The following is a 17,012-nucleotide window of genomic DNA, read 5'->3' as shown; positions in this document are numbered from 1 at the left end:
TGAAGCAGCTTGTGTGCGTGCCGCGTAGCCTCTTCGATCTCGGCTAGCATGGACAGTACGCCTCCGACGGATAGCAAGAACACGCCACGTTGGCGGGCGGCGCGCCGTTCCTCGCCCCAAAGGAGGGCTCGGAAGTCCGATACGCCGTAAATCCGGGTGGGGAGCGCCTGCGTGGTCGGCTTCGGTGTCCATCCGCGCCCACAGATGCAGGCCGGGCTTTGCATCTGCCTCGCTTACGAGCCGCGGGGGCGCCCCAGGAACGACACCGGCCATAGGAAAAACTGTGCTTGGAGGCGTCGCTGCCAAGTCTGATGTGAAGCGTGCCTAAAAAAATAACTGACTGTTGATGTTCAACCCGCGTAGAGTGGGAGGCTAACTAGTGGGAGTAGGAAGTGGACAGCTATCCGGCGGCGAGCAGTAAGGGCTTCGACATTTACCCCTTGGTCTACAACAGGCAACACCCTCGCGTGTGGCACCAACGTCGGCCCGAGCGTGCCTATGGCGCTTCGGTAGTGATCTGTCGGGAGGGGGAGAAGCCAACTGAGCTCGTTAGCAGGGTTTTTCATGTGCCCGACGAGAACTGGACGGAGATGGGCGCGGCAAAGAGGGCTGCTGTGCGGCGAGGCGAAGACATCATCGCGGGCCTTGTAGCTGGCGCGACGCTTGCTGGCATCTGATCTCATCGTTCTCCGAACTTGAGGCGTTGGCGGCAATACAGTCGGTCGTCGTTTCATAGGAACTTGGTGCCAGCACGTGAGTTGTGACACTCGCTCCCGCGAGCCACAGGCGGGGCCAAAGTAAATGCCGGAAATCGCTAATCCACAGCTTGCCGCCGGAGAGAGAATCTACATGAAATCGAGAGTGAATCGGCAATGCGCTGCATACCGCGAAATGTTCGTGCACACCGCGGTGTTCGAGGTTGCTACGGCAGCGGCTAGCTGCAACGCCCCAGGTCCGAAATGGAAGTACATGATGGCAATCCGCTACAGCGCGGTAGTCGACGAACGGATGTATTGCGATTGTGCTGTAGACGAAGATGACTATTTTACGGAGGATGCGGCTTCGCAAGCTGCGCTTTATTACGGAAGAGTCGCCATCGATTTGGTATCTGGTCTGCCCTGACGCTGCGGGCGACTCAGTGGCGACGCTCTCTTTACACTAGCCACCCGTCACGACGCGCACTCGTAATGCAAACGGTGTCGCTTGCGAAGCAGGCATCGGGCTGTTAGATCCCGAAGTCCGGGTCACCATACTTCATGAAGAGAGCTTCGATCTGCGATGTGTCCGCGGTGAGTGGATTGCGTTCTTCGACAACTCGCGAAGGACCGTCGCAAATCGCGGTGACATGTCGCCGAGCCGTCGGGACAACAGCACCAGGTAGCGGCCGTCGACTGCAGGCCATGGCGAATGGCGCTAGCCGCCAGTAGTTCAGCCAGCGGGCGTGAGATGCATCTCTTCCCACTTGTCGTTGATTGACATCTTAGTGTCTCCCTTAAAAATCATGACTTGTGGCGATAGTTGATGCGTCCCTTTGTAAGGTCATATGGCGACATTTCCAATGTGACACGATCTCCGGCGAGCACACGTATGCGGTTCTTTTTTAGCCGACCTGAGGAGTAGGCTCAGACCGTGAAGCCGTTTTCGAGTATGACGCGAAAGCGGTTGTCCGGAAGCACTTCCGAGACCCTGCCACCAAATTCCACCAGTTCTTCTTTCGCCATGTACGCCTCGATGAATGCTACGTTTTCTTACGCGTGCGGTGTGGAGAGGTACGCGCGGCGCAGCCCATAGGATTGCGGTTGCAAATGCGCGACCGCTCGGTTGCCGGCGTAGCGAGCCGCCTGCTTGGCCTTTGACTCTGAGCCATAGATGGTATGACGCATCGAAACGTTTGCGACGACGCGTTCAGCGCCATCTCGATACTCCGAAATCGTGTAGTTCGCGAACCACAGACCTGGTTCTTGCTGAATTGGGAAGACGGAAACGGTGAAGGGGGTGTATGCGTTACTCAAATTGTTCTCTGTTCTGCGACACGGCAAACGTGTACTAACGTGCCGGGTCATGTTGACCGCCACTGATGCCGTGGTGCTTGTAGTGAAAAACGGATGGCGCCGTCGAAGCTTCGTTTAGTGGAAGCAGAGAGGTGCAAAGACGCAATCGAGACCGTACTTTCGCGAGTCAACGCTTTCTGTACATACGCTGGCTGCGGTGCGGCTCTGCCGCTGGTCGGAAAGGTTAGGGTGAGAGGCTACCCACAGAATCCGGTGTACACCGGAGTGGCCGATAACGCTCTTCTAGTCATGATGTCGCTTCGGCGCGCAGCTGTCGAACTTTGTTGACAACACGGGCATCGTAGCATCTTTAATCGATATCTGCTGCGACGCGTTGGACGCCGTTCGCGTGAGGGCGTGTCGAGCTTTTCCCGACTACATGATCATGGCTAGCGTCTCACTGGAGCAGTTGCGCATCTTACCGGGCACCAACGGCTGCAATGCACACTAGTCGCAGCGGCAAAGCAAGCTTTACCGTACAGCGTCCACCGATTTTGGAGCGAACGAGCGCGACCGGACGGTGCCGCACTTCTATGGAACCGTGTCCGCAACCACCCGCCGAAAAGCACCTTCGTTCTTCAGCACGTAGCGGATTTTTGCAGAGGCATCCCGTCCTCAATGGCAGCAGGAACGACAGATGCGGCTAGAGTTTTTGATTGACCGCGTACGACTGCACCTGTATAACCGACCTCGCAGGATCTTCAAGCTAGTCTCGCAGCGTCAGTTACACCCCTTTCGGGCCACTTTCTCTCCATGTATCTTCCTTGATCGTCGTGCCTCGTCTGCATTCTTCGCCGGCGAGAATCTCTAAGGAGTCCTCTCATGGAAACCGGTACTGTAAAGTGGTTCAACGATTCGAAAGGCTTCGGCTTTATTTCCCCTGATGCTGGGGGCGAAGATCTCTTCGCACATTTTTCGGAAATTCAGGGTGGCGGTTTCAAGAGCCTCCAGGAAGGACAGAAGGTTCGTTTCGTGGCGGGCAGGGGTCAGAAGGGTCCCGCTGCGACGAAAATCGAGCCGGTCTAATCGAGTTTCCTAGATTTATAAAAAAACCCCGCCAGCAGTGACGGGGTTTTTTATTTCCATGTCCTGAGTACAAACAACGGTCAGGTGAACGGCTCTCTTTTTGCACTGCGTGGGATCGAATGAATTGTTAGTCCGTAGAAGGACTAGCTACGCTTGTTATCACGCGAGCAACCTTTGAAGGCGCGGAAATCCGGCACGCCGCTTTCCCTTTGAGCGGCGAAATTGATTGACCATTGGAACGGACGGCGATTGAAGCTCAGGCCACTCCGCATTGACACTGCTATGCGAGTCGAAGAGCGTAGTCACAGCACTGTGAAGGTGCGTTGCCGCAAGACGGATGAGGGCGAATCGAGTTCCTGCGTGCTTCTTCATCGACATGCAGCTTGCGCGGGATCGCATCAGTGACACACGTGTTACGCGTTGATAGTTGAAAGCAATCGCGCGGCTGGGCATCGCAAATCCTTCATTGTTGGCGCGCAGCTTCAGTGACGAGGTCGCGTGATTCGGTCGTACTATCGGGTCCCACCGTCTCACGGGTTGTCGAATACGAACGGGAACGGGTGCTGGCCTGGGCAGAGAATTTACGGCCAGCGTATGCGTTCAAACTCCACGGCTCCAGGGAGCCGTATGAGTCGTGCATCGCATTGGTCTGGAACCCGGCGGAGAGAAAGGCTTTGAACCTTGGCGCCTCGCTATGTCGGCAATCAGAGTCACAATGGCTGCATCTCCTCGAATTGTAGGTGGCCGTTGCTTTGCGTCACAGGTCACTTACAAGTTAGTTCAGATGCGTCTCACATTCGCCGCTATGGGTGACGCCATGCATGACGTATAGACTTCTCGGAAGTTCCTCCGAGCACGTGCTGACCAAAGTCCGCACTACCAGTGCAGAAATACGAGGCTTGGCAAGCCAAGGGGATACCCGCGAGCTACGCGTGCTTATCGAACGCATCGTGCTGGCTGCGAAGGCCGAGAGCGAGAGCGAGAGCGAGAGCGATGGCGGGGACGATGTCGTTCTGGGGCAGGGGCTGCGCCAGCATGCACAGCAGCGATAGTCGACGACACCTTGGAAGTCGATTGCGGCATACGACAGTTGGAATGCCGTCAAGGCAACGGAGGGATGAATGTTTGATTTGCGCCGATTCCTGACCCCCGGTGGATGAGGCATTTCGCACCTCATGTCGATGTGGAGGCGGGAGCGATGAAAAGGAGTCTATCTATTGAATTCGGTGTGCCCCGTCGCGTGCCGCGTTACCAGCATTGTAAATCTGTGGGGCAGCGGCAATTTGTAAGGTGAGTAGGACAATACGTATCGTCTCCCTATACTGATAGCAAAGCGCATTGGAAGTTGCGACGTGCAGATGACCCCTGAAGTCACTCGCGGGAATTCCTGAAAATTCGAGGCCTCGCGATGATTTTCGTTTAATCAATCCCGCGCTGAAACAAGCCAATACTTCCCGAGGACCGATAGAGTCGAAGGCCGGTCTGGAGAGCCGCATCTTCCGGCTAGAAAATGGCTTCTATTTTTGCCGCCGTTTGCAGTGGAGTTCTGTGATGGATCGCGTCACGGAGTACCGGGGGTTCGATATCCATGTCGATCTCAGTCTGGTGTCCAAGGACATGTTCGACGTCTGGTTCCAAGTTGAGGGGCCAATGAGGCCGCCGTGTGTTGCAGCAATTGGCAAGAGAATCAAAGTCTTTGGCGGGCCGTACTCTAGACGTTGGGCTTACCTCGTGGCGGAACTGGCGGCGCGCGCTGCCGTGGACCTTATTCTTGGGCCGGATGAATGACCAGAGGCATGCATGGAGGGGAGATCATAGTGAAAGTCGGACTGTCATTGGTGAGTAAGAAGTATTGATCGAACTGCGCAAAACTTGGGTTCCCCTCGATTGACCGTGGAGTTCAGCTATGTAGTACGGTACTCGATCGCTTCGCCCGTAAAGCAGGCTCACCGAGACGATCTTTTTAACGTGCATTCCTGTGATCTCATGGACAGCAGCGACTACTGTCGACGCCGCGCTTATCTACGGAAAGCCAAATGTTCGCGATGACGCCCCTATCTTGTCGCAAGAAGCAAATCAGACACATCCCGGCATATCTGAGTGTGCTTGGTCATGAAAGGAACAGACATGTATCCGAACAACGCAATTTACAAAGGATTCAGGATATCGGCGAAGGTGGGTCGTGCTCCCGATGCAGTCCCCGCCGGGGACTTGGTTCAGCCCAGCTTTCTAGCGACCGTGACCATTACGCCAGTCAGTGCAAGCATGGGTTCCCGCAGACTGCTTCCTTCCATGGTCCAGCATTTCGCCAGCGGGCGGCATGCTGCTATAGCGCTGGCCTTGTCATCGGCGCGGAACGCGATCGACGGAATATCTACCTTCGTCAAGACGAGGTAGTCCCCGCCGGCCATACGATAGGCTCTGATCGAGGAGAAGGGAAATATCATGTCGAGACAGATCAAGCACAAGGCTGAATTGCGCGCCATGCTTCGTGCAGAACAGGCAAAGTTTTTGGAATGCGAAGGCGCCTGCTTTGGCGACGTGTTATGGCATTCCGCGGACGCAGGTGGTTGCAACTGGAGTCTGTCGACCATGGAAGGTGGCAACAGCACTGCATGCCTGGAGGCGATCCGCCCGTTTACGAATCGGCTGCGCGATCTGTACAACGTACCGGACGAGGGGACCTAACGCACTGGCCGCCATACGAGCAGAGAGTTATGACCTTGGGATGTCTCGCACGCAGGGCGGTGCGAGCGCGGGGTATGGAACCGACGAAGTTCCTGGCTGGCCGTAGCTGCGTTCGAAGAGCCTGCGCGGAAGCTGTCTCTCCCTGGACGTTATCGGTAGGTTGGGGCAATTGCACCGGCAGTAGAAAAATTATCTAGACGACCTACTGCTCGGCGATGTCATCCGCGTCGTTTCCTCAGAGTTGATATTGCTTGCCATCCCTGTCTCAACCCCTCGATCGTTGATGGCGGATTGCTGCCTTTTGCGGAGGCTGTCACCGCACGGTCAATGAGTGCTATTGCCTCGACAATAGTCCTTGATAAGGAATGTTTGCGTTGTCGGCCTGTGGCCGGAGGCGCCGACCACCCTGGCCACAGGTCGCGGAAGACGACCCGTCGGAGCCATTCATGATCCCGTTTCTGAACGGCGGACCCTAACGCAGAAGCAGTCAACTGAGGGTTTCTAGCCTGACTGCGCCGGCTGGCTAGGCACCGCCGCGATCTCAGGAGTTTTGATGGAAAGGGGCGCGATAGAAATGAGACGTATCGGACTTACGGCGCCGCAGGAATGTGCGTCGAACTTCGGGCATCTCTGCCGATCGCGCAGTACGTTAGGCAGCAAAGGCGCAAACGCGAGTGATCGCGGCGTCATCGGCGGAATCAGCGGCACCCAAGCCTTGCATGAGGCGCGGTGCTAGGCGTTCGCCGGCAGGGTCGCGCTCGCGCTATTGCAGGGTAGTGCCATCAACAGATACCGCAGATGGGGTATTGCGGGTGGAAGGCAGGCGCGCTGCAATCAGCGTCCGGTCATGTTCCGCGACATCGGCCGAAACTTTTGCGCCCCAGCGAACCTCCCGGCCCGCTGGGGCTTTTCTTTTTCGGATAGGCGCTAGCGTGCTAGGATGGCCGCTGCCCACAAGCGGTATGGACCATCCGTGCAAATCACGCTCTATCGCAGCGGCGCCAAGGCGATTTTCGTTACGCGAGAACGTAGACTCGAAGACCTGCCCGCTGCTGTGCTGCAGTGATTCGGAGCCGTCGAGCGCGAAGACCACGGCGTACTAACCGAATCAACACCAATGCTGGGACTGAGCGCAGTAGGTGTGCTTGCTGACATCGCTGCACAGGGCTACTGCGCGATAGACATTCCCACGATTCCGCACGTGTATCCCGAAGACAGCTAGGCCACGGGATTTCAGTCAACCATAGCAAGAAAAAGCCTGGCACCTGCCAGCCCGGCTTATCCCCGTGCAAACGGTGGCGCGGTCCCATCGCACTGGGACGGCGACCAGTGTAGACGACGCGGCCACTAGGTTGTGCAGGTGTCCAATTTGAACATCTGGCACGCCGGCTTCCGCAGCCGACCCGTCTCGGTCAGATGGAAACGCTAACTGACTGGCTGTTGTCGTGTGCTTTTCCGACGGTCATGGCGTGATCATTTGACTTTCTCGATATCGCCGGGCTTCCACGTTTGGTCGAAGAACGCCTGCTCCGGTGAGTACAACCGAAGGATGACGAAGTAGCCCTTTCCGGGGAGGGTCCGCAGCCAGTTTTTCTCCTTGCCGGCCGGCGCGGTGGGCCCGAAATAGAGATCGGTCGAGCCGTCGGGGTTCCGCACCGGCTTGTCCATCTGGTTGAGCGACGGGTGCGACTGGCCATTGTCGAGCCCCGACGCGGTGGTGCCATCGTAGACCGTGGCCGACCAGAAGTTCTTTGCCGGAATGTTTGGGGGCAGGTGCAGGGCGTAAGATTGGCCGCCGTCGAGAAAGTTGCCGTCCTTGTCACGTGACGTGACCGGGTATTTCGCGCCTGCATTCACGATGTTCTTCACCATGCCCGGACTGGCCGAGTACGCGCTGGTGAAATACCCTGAACGCTGCTCGAAGTTGGTATAAGTGCGCGCCGACTGGAACGAGGTATCCTCGCCGGCAAACACGTTGACCCATTGCCGGTCGGGGTAGTACTTGCCACCGGGCTCCTTGGCGACCATGTCGGCGATCACGACCTTGCTGATCTTGAAGCCGGTCTGCGCGGCCCGCTCCAGCAGGTTGCGCATTTCCGGGGTCGGCGAGAAAGGCTTCCCCTTCTCTATGCCGATCGTATGCAGGAACCCCCGCATATCCAGATCCGATGGGTCCACGTACTCGCTGTCGATAAAGCGGGACATCATGTCGAAGTAGCTTGCATCGCGCGGAAACAGCAGATTGGCTGGTTTGCTGTTGGCATCGGGGAATTGCATCGGTCGGGCTGAGGCCTTCTGGCCCAATGGATAAATGCGCGTGGCCGCGATCTGCGCATTCGGCTTCGAGAGATCCTTCGGATCGGTAAAGAACGTGCGCCAGAAGAGGAATACGTTGTATGTCCGGGACCGATAGACGAAGGCGCCCTTGGGCAGCGATCCCTTTGGCGGCTCGCCCTTATAGTCGGGCGGAAGCAGCACGTACGTCCCGCCCTTTCCCTTGTCCGGGCCTGCTAGGCCAACATCGCCGGTCCAGGTGCGCCCGTCGGTGGTCGGGCCCACGAGCGGACGCTGGAAGAAGTCGTCGATGATGCCCTGCACGCCCTCGGGTGCCTCAACGACCAGCGGGCCATCCTTTTTGAGGTCCAGATAGCCCATCGCATAGACCACGTCGGAGTTCGGCGTTGTCACCAGTGTAGAAGCCTTGATCCGCTCCTTCCACACCGGCAGCACGTTGTAGCCCGCCCCAAAGACCTTCTCCGAGCCTTCCTTCATCGCCCACATATTGATGGCGGGCAGCGCCCACAGATAGGCTTGCGTCGCACGCTGGAAAAGCAATTCGTCCTGCAGCATGCGCGAGGTTTCTGGCGTGGGATAGTCCTTCACGAACGGCGCGTTGGCGAGGGCGTCGTAGCGAGAGCCCTGTGCAATCGTGGCGCCGGAAAGGCACAACGCAAGCGCGCCCATTGCGATCGGAATCGAGCGTGGTGCTTTCATTTCATCCCCTGGATATTTGCATTGGATTCTCAGTCTTCCGGCGCTTGCCGAACCTCAGGCCACCTTGCGGATCACCGGTGGCTTCCACGACCCATCGAGGATTGGCTGCTTGCCCCAATAGGCCCGGATATAGAGCGAGAAGGCGCCGTTCGGTGCCGGCAGCCAGTTTGATTCGCGTTCGGCGCCGGGGGATTTTGCGCCGGCATGCAGTGTCAGCGACCCATCGGCATTGCGCTTTAGCGCGGCGTTCTTGGTGCCGAGCGAATAGCGCTTGAGGTTGTTCGGATGGAATAGATGCTTCTCGTTGTATAGCGTCAGCGACCAGAAGCCGTTGACCGGTGGTTCCTGCCCAGCCGGGAAGACGATCTCGTAGTTGCTGGCGCCAGTCAGCGCGACGCCGGACGCGTCGAAGTCGGTATAGAAATACTGAGTCTCGGTGGGCCGGTTGTCGAACATGTTCGACTTGGCCGTGCCAGTACGGTCGAAGTAGTCAAATCCGGTCTGCGCGTTGTTGGTCGAGCGGTTCCAGCCATTACCCGCTGGCAGGCCATTTCGACGCCACTCGAAGAATGGACCGATGGCATCGTGTTCTGTCTCGACGGCGGTGGATACGAGCAGCTTCTTGATATCCGCATCGCGGCTGGCGACCTCCATTAGTGAGCGGAACTGCGCGTACAAAGCTTCCTCGCCCGGTAGGGGCGGCACGGTGTCCAGCACCTCTCCGAATTGGTCGAAAAACTTTTCCGGGATGACCCACTTGGTCTCGCCATCGCTGGCGCCGGCATCGGATTTGGGGCCGGGAATCTCGGGCGCCTTCGCCCAGTCGATGGTCTTCATACGGCCGTCGAACTGCTTCAGCGGATAGAAGACGATCTGGTTGATGACCGGCTGGATTGCTTTGCGATCCTCTGCCGTATCGTTCATGAAGACGCGCGGAATGGCATTGGCCAGTGACGTCGGACAGCGGATCACCGAGTTGATGCCGGCGGGCGTTCTGCCTTTCCAATTCGGCCCCGCCAGCAAGTAGAAGCCGGGCTTGGTCTTGTAAGGCTTGCCGACCTGGCCGAACTGGTTGGTGCGCGCGTCATACAGGGCATAGACCCAGAATCGGTCGCCAAAATTGGGAACCTGAGCCACGACCGGCTCTTCGTCGAGGTGGAAAAATCCCAGACCGTAGACGACGTCCTGGTTCGGACAAGTGACGAAGGTTTCCGCTGGATCAATGTAGTCATGCAGCATGCCCATCTGCCCACGTGGCGCAGCCGGCAAAACGCCGTTCAGCAAACCTGGATGCGGTGCCTGTGTGATGCGCGCGAAGCGGTTAAGCATGTTGACCATCGGCCAGCCCCACACGTAGGCCATGCGTGCGATGACTTGCGCATAGCCGGTGTGCATTGGCAAGCCGGCAGGCGGCTGCATCACCTTTGCGGCTGGTGTTCCCGCCGAGCCGGGGTTCGCCTGGGCACCGTCCTTGGATTCCGCCGCGCCCGCGGTCGGCGCCACTGTCGCCAACGATGCCAAGGCCAGCGGTGCCGTCCCGCCAAGTACTGTGAGTAGCCTGCGCGTGCTATCAACTTTATCGGAGTTCGCCATCATCAGCCTCATCTAGCAGGGGGGGCCGGGAGTGATGACGTCAAACATGCAACCGCAGATCATCTGCCCAGCAGAGCCTCCAATACTGCACAGGTTGGCGAAGGGTCAGAAGTAAAAGTTTCTTGCGATAGATATGAATAGTTTCGGCAATGCGGGCGCTAGGTGGCTGAACTGTTCGACGGTGTTTGCCAGCAGTGGATGTCAGCTCATGGCCGGGAAGAGCCCGATGATTAGGCAGCCGGAGAAGCCGGCTGCGGCGGGCTGTAGCCAACCCATCTCGCCCATCGGAGCCGGAATCATGGGATGGCTGTTCTGGATCCAGAATAGATCTTGCGAAGCAGGGAACTAGTCGTTTTGCGAAATCGCCATGACCATATCGTGCCAATCCATACGCGCGCGGCGCTACTGCTCGCTGGCGATCGGCAAGGTGACCGCGAAGGTTGTCTTGCCTTCTCCGGATTCCGCACGAATGGAGCCGCCGTGGGCTTCGGCAATCATCCGACAAATGGCCAGGCCGATTCCCATCCCGTCCTGCTTCGTACTCACAAAGAGGTCAAAGATCTGCCGGAGCTTGTCAGGGGCGATACCGTCGCCGTTGTCGACCACCTCGATGCAAGCCAGGCCCCGGTGATTCACCCTCACATGAAGGTCTATCCTTGCACCGGCGCCATGAGACCTCGATCCCAACGCGTCGATCGCATTGAGCAGGAGATTCAGGACGATCTGTTGGATCTGAACGCGATCGCCGTAGACGGGCGGCACTCCAGCGTCGAGATGGAGCCGCAGGATGACATCGGTCTCGTGAAGACGAACTTCAACCAAAGGCAGGACGTCTAGGATAGCCTGATCAAGTGAGATGGCGTGATAGGAAGGCGGTTCGCGACGCATCAGGGCCCGCAGGCTCCGGATCACTTGTTCCGCTCGCTCAGAGCTTTCCTGAATGCGTTGAATCCCCTCTGTGACCTCCGCCACGTTCGGCTCGGGACGGTTCACCCAACGCTGCATCGCATAGGTCTCGACACGGATGCTCGTCAGGGGCTGTCGGAGTTCGTGTGCGATGGAGGCGGCCAGCGTGCCAAGGGCCGCTACGCGAGCAAGATGCACGAGTTGATCTACCCACGGATTCGGGGTCGGCGCGGTGTTCACTTGTGGAGGGGAAGTGCCGGTGCTCGCATGCGACAGGATTCGACATTCCATCGCATGTGCGATCTCACGAACTAGCCTGACAGCGTCGCGGTTAGCTGTGTCTGTCTCCGCGGCCGGTGAATCGGCGCAGCAGCCGGTGTCGATTGCGGTGTCCGTCATTTGCTTGTCCAAATCGTTGCGATGTGGGAGCGTATCGACCTCCGCCACGTCATGGATAGGATAAAAGTCCGCTTTTTGTACAATCGTGTGGCAGCGCCGCCTATCTTCGGTGTGCCTTCTTCCAGCGGCCGGGACTGTGACCGACCGTCTGGGCGAACGCCCGGGTGAAATGGCTTTGGTCCGCAAATCCACAGGCGTGGGCGATCGCGCCAAGCGCCATGTCGCTCTTGAGCAGGTACTGCTTTGCCCGCTCAATGCGCTGAAGCACCATCCAGCGGTGCGGTGGCATGCCAACGGTGGCGCGGAACGCTTTGGCGAAATGAGCCCGGGACAGTCTGCATGCCTCGGCAAGGGCCTCCAGGGAGATCTCGCCATCCAGATGCGCCACAATGAGTTCTTTCGCGCGGGCCTCCTGCCAGGGAGCGAGCGGCGTCTGAATGCGCCGCGTGGGAACCCGTACGCCGCCATAGGCCTGGACGAGGTGAGCACGCAGCGCCAAGGCCATGTGATCGACAAAAAGGGGCGACGCCCGCTCCGGATTCTCCAACGCTGGCAACAGCGCTTGACTCATATGGTGAACAACCGGATCTGCGACGGTCAGATGAGGCGGGCAATACAGGCGAGGGATTGGCCTGACGCCGAGATCGGCCGCCGTTTCATCAAGCGCCGCCTGAGAAATGAAATACTGCATGCAGTCGTATTCACCGATCAGATCCGACTGCCACGCGCGCTCGAGATCATAGACCGCGAGATACCCGGCGCCGAAGGGGGCATGCGAAGTGGGCCGTCCTGCCACCCAAAGATTCTGTTCGCCAAAGGGTCGCAACTGAAGAACGACGAGATATGCTGGCTGCCGTTCATAGGGATCAGTCAATCCACTGTTCCGGCGATCGCTGCGAACGCGCGAAATGCCAATAGGTGAATACGTAAGAGCGCGGCTGATGATGGTCTGCTTGTAGTCCGCACGCATATGCGACGAGTCCCATATCGACTCATCACTTTCGGATGCGGACTGCTCTGGATCATCTGCCACCGGGACTCTCGACGCTTATCTTTTAAGGCCGGTCATTATAAATTTGACCTGATGACCCGTGCGCGTCGCATGCTGCACATTTGGTTGAAACAGTCGGCCCTCCATTCGGTCGCTTGAAGAGCGCTAGTCGACCCACAAGGGACAGTGGACGGAGTGTGACGGCGGGCCGCTTTTACTGCCAGCAAGCGACATTCAGGAAGCACATCCGCTTTAGCGCGCTAGCGCTTATGCGCTCGACCGAACGTAAGCACACATTTATCGAATTCACTCGTGGCTTCCCGACGGGGCGCACAGACTCAGTTCAATGCGTTCTAACGCAGTGACCATAGATGAAATGCTGGACGCGCCCTGCCGGCGTGACGTGGGTTTCTTCGTCGTGTTCGACCAGCTCGAATGCCGGACCGAATGCACCGTGTAGGGAATCCGCATCGTACTAGACTACGGGAAGACCGCTGCACTGAGCGGGTTCGTCAGAAGCAAAGGTTGCGACGATCACGTGGCCGCCCGGCGTGACTGCTCGCACTACCTGGCGACGGACGAGCGTGGGCGTGTCCTTCTGACCGCCGCAGCGGAGTCAGCCGATGGCCTGTACCGTGGCAATCTGGCGATTGAAAGCGCCATTGGTGCCAAAGGCGCTATGACTGTCGGAGTACCACAGCACTCCCCTGGAAGCTTGCACTGCAGCCGACGGGGCCAGGAATGCGCCTATCAGTAGTATCTGACAACGCGACACGAAAATGGTACGTGCGCTACGCCCGTCACCTGTTCACCGCGTCCGTGGTCGAGCCGGGATATGGCCTACAACGATTTCAGAGCCTACGCCCAGTTGAAGCATGCAGGGCGCACGCGACCACCCATCGCTGCATGAGCGATGCCTCTGAGGGCACGTTCACGCCGATGTGGTCCGCATGGGCGGCGCCAGGGAGGCTGCTGGCTCAGGTCGAGTGGACCTCAGGCGAGTGGACCGCGCAATAGGTCGATGGTTAATTGACCCCGTTGTACCCCGGCGCGTTCGGCCGCCTCACGCGAACCGTAGGGACTGACATGGTGCAGTAGTCCCGAGAGACGTGTGTCGCCTGACCCGGCGTGGATACTGACTTCATAGCCCCAAGGGCCGGCCGATGGCGTCGCCTCAGTGCCCTCGATAAAAACGCGCACGCGCATCACGAGACCGCGATAGGTTTGCATGGTCGTATTGGTTGCGTCGTTCACTTGCCTCTCCGGAAATTTTGGCCGAAGCGGCGGCTGGCCGGCGCCGCCGGTAGGTGGCGAGGCAACTTCAGCCTGCGCCCGAAAGAAAGGCAGGGATGTCAGCCGTTGTCCTATACCACGCGTGTTTATTTGCGCGGGACCTGCATGCGCAAATAAAAGCCGGCGCCGACGGAGAATCAGCGTAGAGTGGGTATCCTACCCAACGGGAGCGTTTCATGGACACTTATCCAGCAGCAAACAGCAACGGTTTTGACCTGTACCCGCTCGTCTACAAGTACGATCCGCCGCGCGAATGGCATGAGCGACGTCCGGACCGCAGCTACAGCGCCTCGGTCGTGATTTGTCGCGAGGGGATAGAGCCGTCGGCGCAGAGCGGGCGCGTGTTCCAGGTACCGGATGCGCAGTGGGCAGACATCGGGTCGGCCAAGCGCGCTGCCGTTCAGCACGGGGAAGACATCATCGAAGGGCGGATCACGGGCGGGTCCATCGTCGGCCTGTGAGACGGGCGGCGTACAAGCGCTAAATGGCCTGGCCCCTCCGATCGTAGTGCGCTCAATATATATCAAGGTCCATCAGCAATCGCTGCTGCCCGGTCGTCGTTGATTTGTTCGCTGTCGTTGACGATAACTTGTTTTCCGGCATTTGCGACATGTAACCCCCTTGCGTGCGATGGCGCATCTTTACGATCTTGGGCTAAGCCAGTCCCTGAATAACGTCGACAGCGAACTTGCCATAGTGAAAGGCCGCCTGCTCTACAAGCACGCTGAACTTACCGGGACTTCCGTGCCAATTCGGAATTGCGATCAACGGAAAGAAAATCCGAAAGCGCTTGTGCCCCCCTGCAGCAGTGCGCATGGCGCGTGATGTGTCGCGCCGGGCCGAAAGCGACGTCTTGGCTAAGCTCTGGTCAGTATCCGGGCGGAACCCCGCCGCTCGACAACGTCGACGACCACTCGCTTGCCCAACCGTCGGACTGCTACGTCCACGCTACCGTCGCCTGCCGTCAAGTCGCTCAGCAACACCTCGTCAAGGAATGATGGCAGCGTTGGTGTATCGAATGTGATGGCGGGCTCTGTCGGATCGAAATCCAGACCGAGGCAGGCTTGGAGAAGCAGTAGCGGCGCTGCGGCAGCCCATGCCTGAGGTGAGCAGGCGACTGGGTAGAACGTTGGCCCCTGACTACGCTGCCGCGGAAATCCGCAGAACAACTCTGGAAGCCGGCGTTGATCGATGTAGTTCGATGCCGAGAACAGCCCTTCGAAGATTCGGATGGCCTCGGCATGATGGCCATAACGAGCCATACCTGCCGCGATCAGCGCGTTGTCGTGAGGCCAGACGGAGCCATTGTGGTAGCTCATGGGATTGAAGCGCGCGGCGTCGGACGAGACAGTGCGGACGCCCCATCCGCAGAACGCGGTGCTGTCCATCAGCTTCGCAACCACTGACTCTGCACGTTCCGGTCTTGCGATGCCGGTGAAAAGTGTATGGCCGGCGTTGGAGCTCCGCACCCTGCAGAGTTCTTTGTCGCCATCGAGCGCCATGGCATATGTACCCAGCCCCTCATCGTAGAATCGCGCGTCAAATGCGTCGCGCAGCGCTTCTGCCCTGGCGGCATACGCCGCGGCGCCGGCTGTGTCGCCGAATGCCGCGCAGATCGCAGCACCGGCCTGCCATGCGCCATACGTATAGGCTTGGACCTCGACCAGCGCGATGGGGCCTGGCGCGAGACGGCCATCGGCGTGAAAGACGGAATCGCGACTATCCTTCCAACCCTGATTGATCAGACCCTCCGGCGATTGCCTGCCGTACTCGACGAACAGATCACCATCCCGGTCGCCATACGTGTGGATCCAGTCAAGTGCGGCGCGAATTTTCGGCCATAGCGCACGAATCGTCTCGATGTCGCCGGTACGCTGGAGATAAGCGCCAGCGAGGACCACATATAACGGCGTTGCGTCGACGCTGCCGTAGTAGAGCCCGAAGGGAACCTCTCCGAGCCGGGCCATCTCGCCATGCCGTGTCTCGTGAAGGATCTTGCCTGGCTCGGCATCCGAGCTGGCATCGATCGAGGTCGCCTGCCATGCCGCGAGGTATTGCAGCACACCGCGGGCAATCTGTGGATCGAGCCATAGAGTCTGCAACGCGGTGATGATCGCGTCGCGCCCGAAGGCGGTGCTGAACCACGGGATGCCGGCATAAGGGTAGGGGCCATGCGGCGTGTTAGTCAGCAGCATGCGCAGATCGGACACGCTGCGACGCACCAGCTCATTGAACGATTCGTTGGACGTCGCGATGGACGCTTCGCGGCGCGCCATGTGCTGCAACTCCCGCCTAGATCGCCGCAGCGCGGAAAGGAATGTCGTGCGCCCGGCGGAGGCTTCGGGCAGCGAAATGCAACGAATCTCGACAGTCAACCGCTGCAACGACATGGGGTCGAGCGTCAACTCGAAGCTCGCGCAGTTTTCTGTCAGGTTGTCCGGTGTCGGATGAAAGCTCAGTTGCGTGGTCCGCAGGACGTTGTCCAGGCCCATATAGCTCAAGGCAACGGCATCTGATGACACGATGGTATTCTCCAAGGTGCCACGGCGCGCGCGCGTGGCACCGCGCACCTCGAATAGGTCGGCGAAGTCGGCCGCAAAACTAATGTCGATGCGCAGTCGCCGGGGAGATTCGTCGAAGCTGTGTACTACCAGTCGTTCGTAGCACGTACCATTCCACAAGAATCTGGTGCGTCGTATGTGGATCAGATCGCGTTCCATCCGCAAATTGCCGTCGTGGTCGGACAGATCCGGATTGGTCAGATCGCACGTCAATGCAGAATTGTCGTCGCTCAGTGTGGAAGACAACAGCATTGGACGAGCGCCATCGATGCTCAACTGCAGAAACGAGAGATGGCGGGTGTCGAGGTGGTAAAGCCCCTCCGGGCTTCCGGCCGCGCCAATAGCATCGCCATTGTGATCGAACAAACCGAAGGTGTCGCCATGCTTGAGTGTGCGCGGCCGACGCTCCTGCAGGGAGGCGTTGGTAGGAATATAGAACTGGGCGACATGAAGTGAGCCTGCGACCAGCATCGCATCTCCGCTTGGATACGGATCGAGTGGCATGGCATC

At 58.8% G+C, this 17,012-nt stretch carries 11 protein-coding genes and 1 pseudogene; 5 read left to right on the top strand and 7 right to left on the bottom strand.

Annotated features, from left to right (window positions below; translation table 11 throughout):
* The first annotated feature begins 801 nt into the window (after positions 1–801).
* Positions 802–1,122: a hypothetical protein gene (locus MFF62_RS27105; protein ID WP_238266326.1), complete on the top strand. Its 321-nt coding sequence runs from the start codon at positions 802–804 to the stop codon at positions 1,120–1,122.
* A 377-nt stretch (positions 1,123–1,499) separates the two neighbouring features.
* On the opposite strand, the pseudogene infA reads toward MFF62_RS27105, so the two are convergent.
* A pseudogene (gene infA / locus MFF62_RS27095) lies at positions 1,500–1,721 on the bottom strand (translation initiation factor IF-1).
* A 1,152-nt stretch (positions 1,722–2,873) separates the two neighbouring features.
* On the opposite strand from infA, the gene MFF62_RS27085 reads away from it, so the two are divergent.
* From MFF62_RS27085 to MFF62_RS27075, 3 genes are all read left to right on the top strand, one after another.
* The gene (locus tag MFF62_RS27085) at positions 2,874–3,077 is read left to right on the top strand and encodes a cold-shock protein (protein ID WP_238266321.1); all 204 of its coding nucleotides are present in this window, start codon (positions 2,874–2,876) and stop codon (positions 3,075–3,077) included.
* A 1,551-nt stretch (positions 3,078–4,628) separates the two neighbouring features.
* Positions 4,629–4,865: a hypothetical protein gene (locus tag MFF62_RS27080; RefSeq protein WP_238266319.1), complete on the top strand. Its 237-nt coding sequence runs from the start codon at positions 4,629–4,631 to the stop codon at positions 4,863–4,865.
* A gap of 657 nt (positions 4,866–5,522) precedes the next feature.
* Positions 5,523–5,765, top strand: a complete 243-nt coding sequence (locus MFF62_RS27075) for a hypothetical protein (protein WP_238266317.1) — start codon at positions 5,523–5,525, stop codon at positions 5,763–5,765.
* 1,473 nt (positions 5,766–7,238) lie between these two features.
* Here MFF62_RS27075 and MFF62_RS27070 read toward each other — a convergent pair.
* From MFF62_RS27070 to MFF62_RS27050, 5 genes are all read right to left on the bottom strand, one after another.
* Positions 7,239–8,759, bottom strand: a complete 1,521-nt coding sequence (locus tag MFF62_RS27070; RefSeq protein ID WP_238266316.1) for a DUF1254 domain-containing protein — start codon at positions 8,757–8,759, stop codon at positions 7,239–7,241.
* Positions 8,760–8,813: 54 nt separating this feature from the next.
* Positions 8,814–10,352: a DUF1254 domain-containing protein gene (locus MFF62_RS27065; RefSeq protein ID WP_404990848.1), complete on the bottom strand. Its 1,539-nt coding sequence runs from the start codon at positions 10,350–10,352 to the stop codon at positions 8,814–8,816.
* Positions 10,353–10,754: 402 nt separating this feature from the next.
* Positions 10,755–11,657: a sensor histidine kinase gene (locus tag MFF62_RS27060; RefSeq protein ID WP_238266312.1), complete on the bottom strand. Its 903-nt coding sequence runs from the start codon at positions 11,655–11,657 to the stop codon at positions 10,755–10,757.
* A gap of 100 nt (positions 11,658–11,757) precedes the next feature.
* Entirely contained in the window at positions 11,758–12,690 is a 933-nt protein-coding gene (locus MFF62_RS27055; RefSeq protein ID WP_238266303.1) for a helix-turn-helix domain-containing protein, read from the bottom strand.
* Between the two features lie 951 nt (positions 12,691–13,641).
* A complete protein-coding gene (locus tag MFF62_RS27050) occupies positions 13,642–13,902 on the bottom strand; it encodes a hypothetical protein (RefSeq protein WP_238266302.1) in 261 nt (86 codons plus the stop codon).
* 215 nt (positions 13,903–14,117) lie between these two features.
* On the opposite strand from MFF62_RS27050, the gene MFF62_RS27045 reads away from it, so the two are divergent.
* Positions 14,118–14,402, top strand: a complete 285-nt coding sequence (locus MFF62_RS27045; protein ID WP_238266300.1) for a hypothetical protein — start codon at positions 14,118–14,120, stop codon at positions 14,400–14,402.
* Positions 14,403–14,798: 396 nt separating this feature from the next.
* Here the strand turns inward: MFF62_RS27045 and MFF62_RS27040 are convergent, their stop codons facing one another.
* Positions 14,799–17,006: an amylo-alpha-1,6-glucosidase gene (locus tag MFF62_RS27040; protein WP_238266299.1), complete on the bottom strand. Its 2,208-nt coding sequence runs from the start codon at positions 17,004–17,006 to the stop codon at positions 14,799–14,801.
* Positions 17,007–17,012 lie beyond the last annotated feature (6 nt).

Origin of the sequence: Cupriavidus pauculus, assembly GCF_022179805.1 — a bacterium.
Classification (GTDB): domain Bacteria; phylum Pseudomonadota; class Gammaproteobacteria; order Burkholderiales; family Burkholderiaceae; genus Cupriavidus; species Cupriavidus pauculus_E.
Note: the sequence above shows the minus strand (reverse complement) of the source record. Positions and strands in the feature narration are given on the sequence as shown.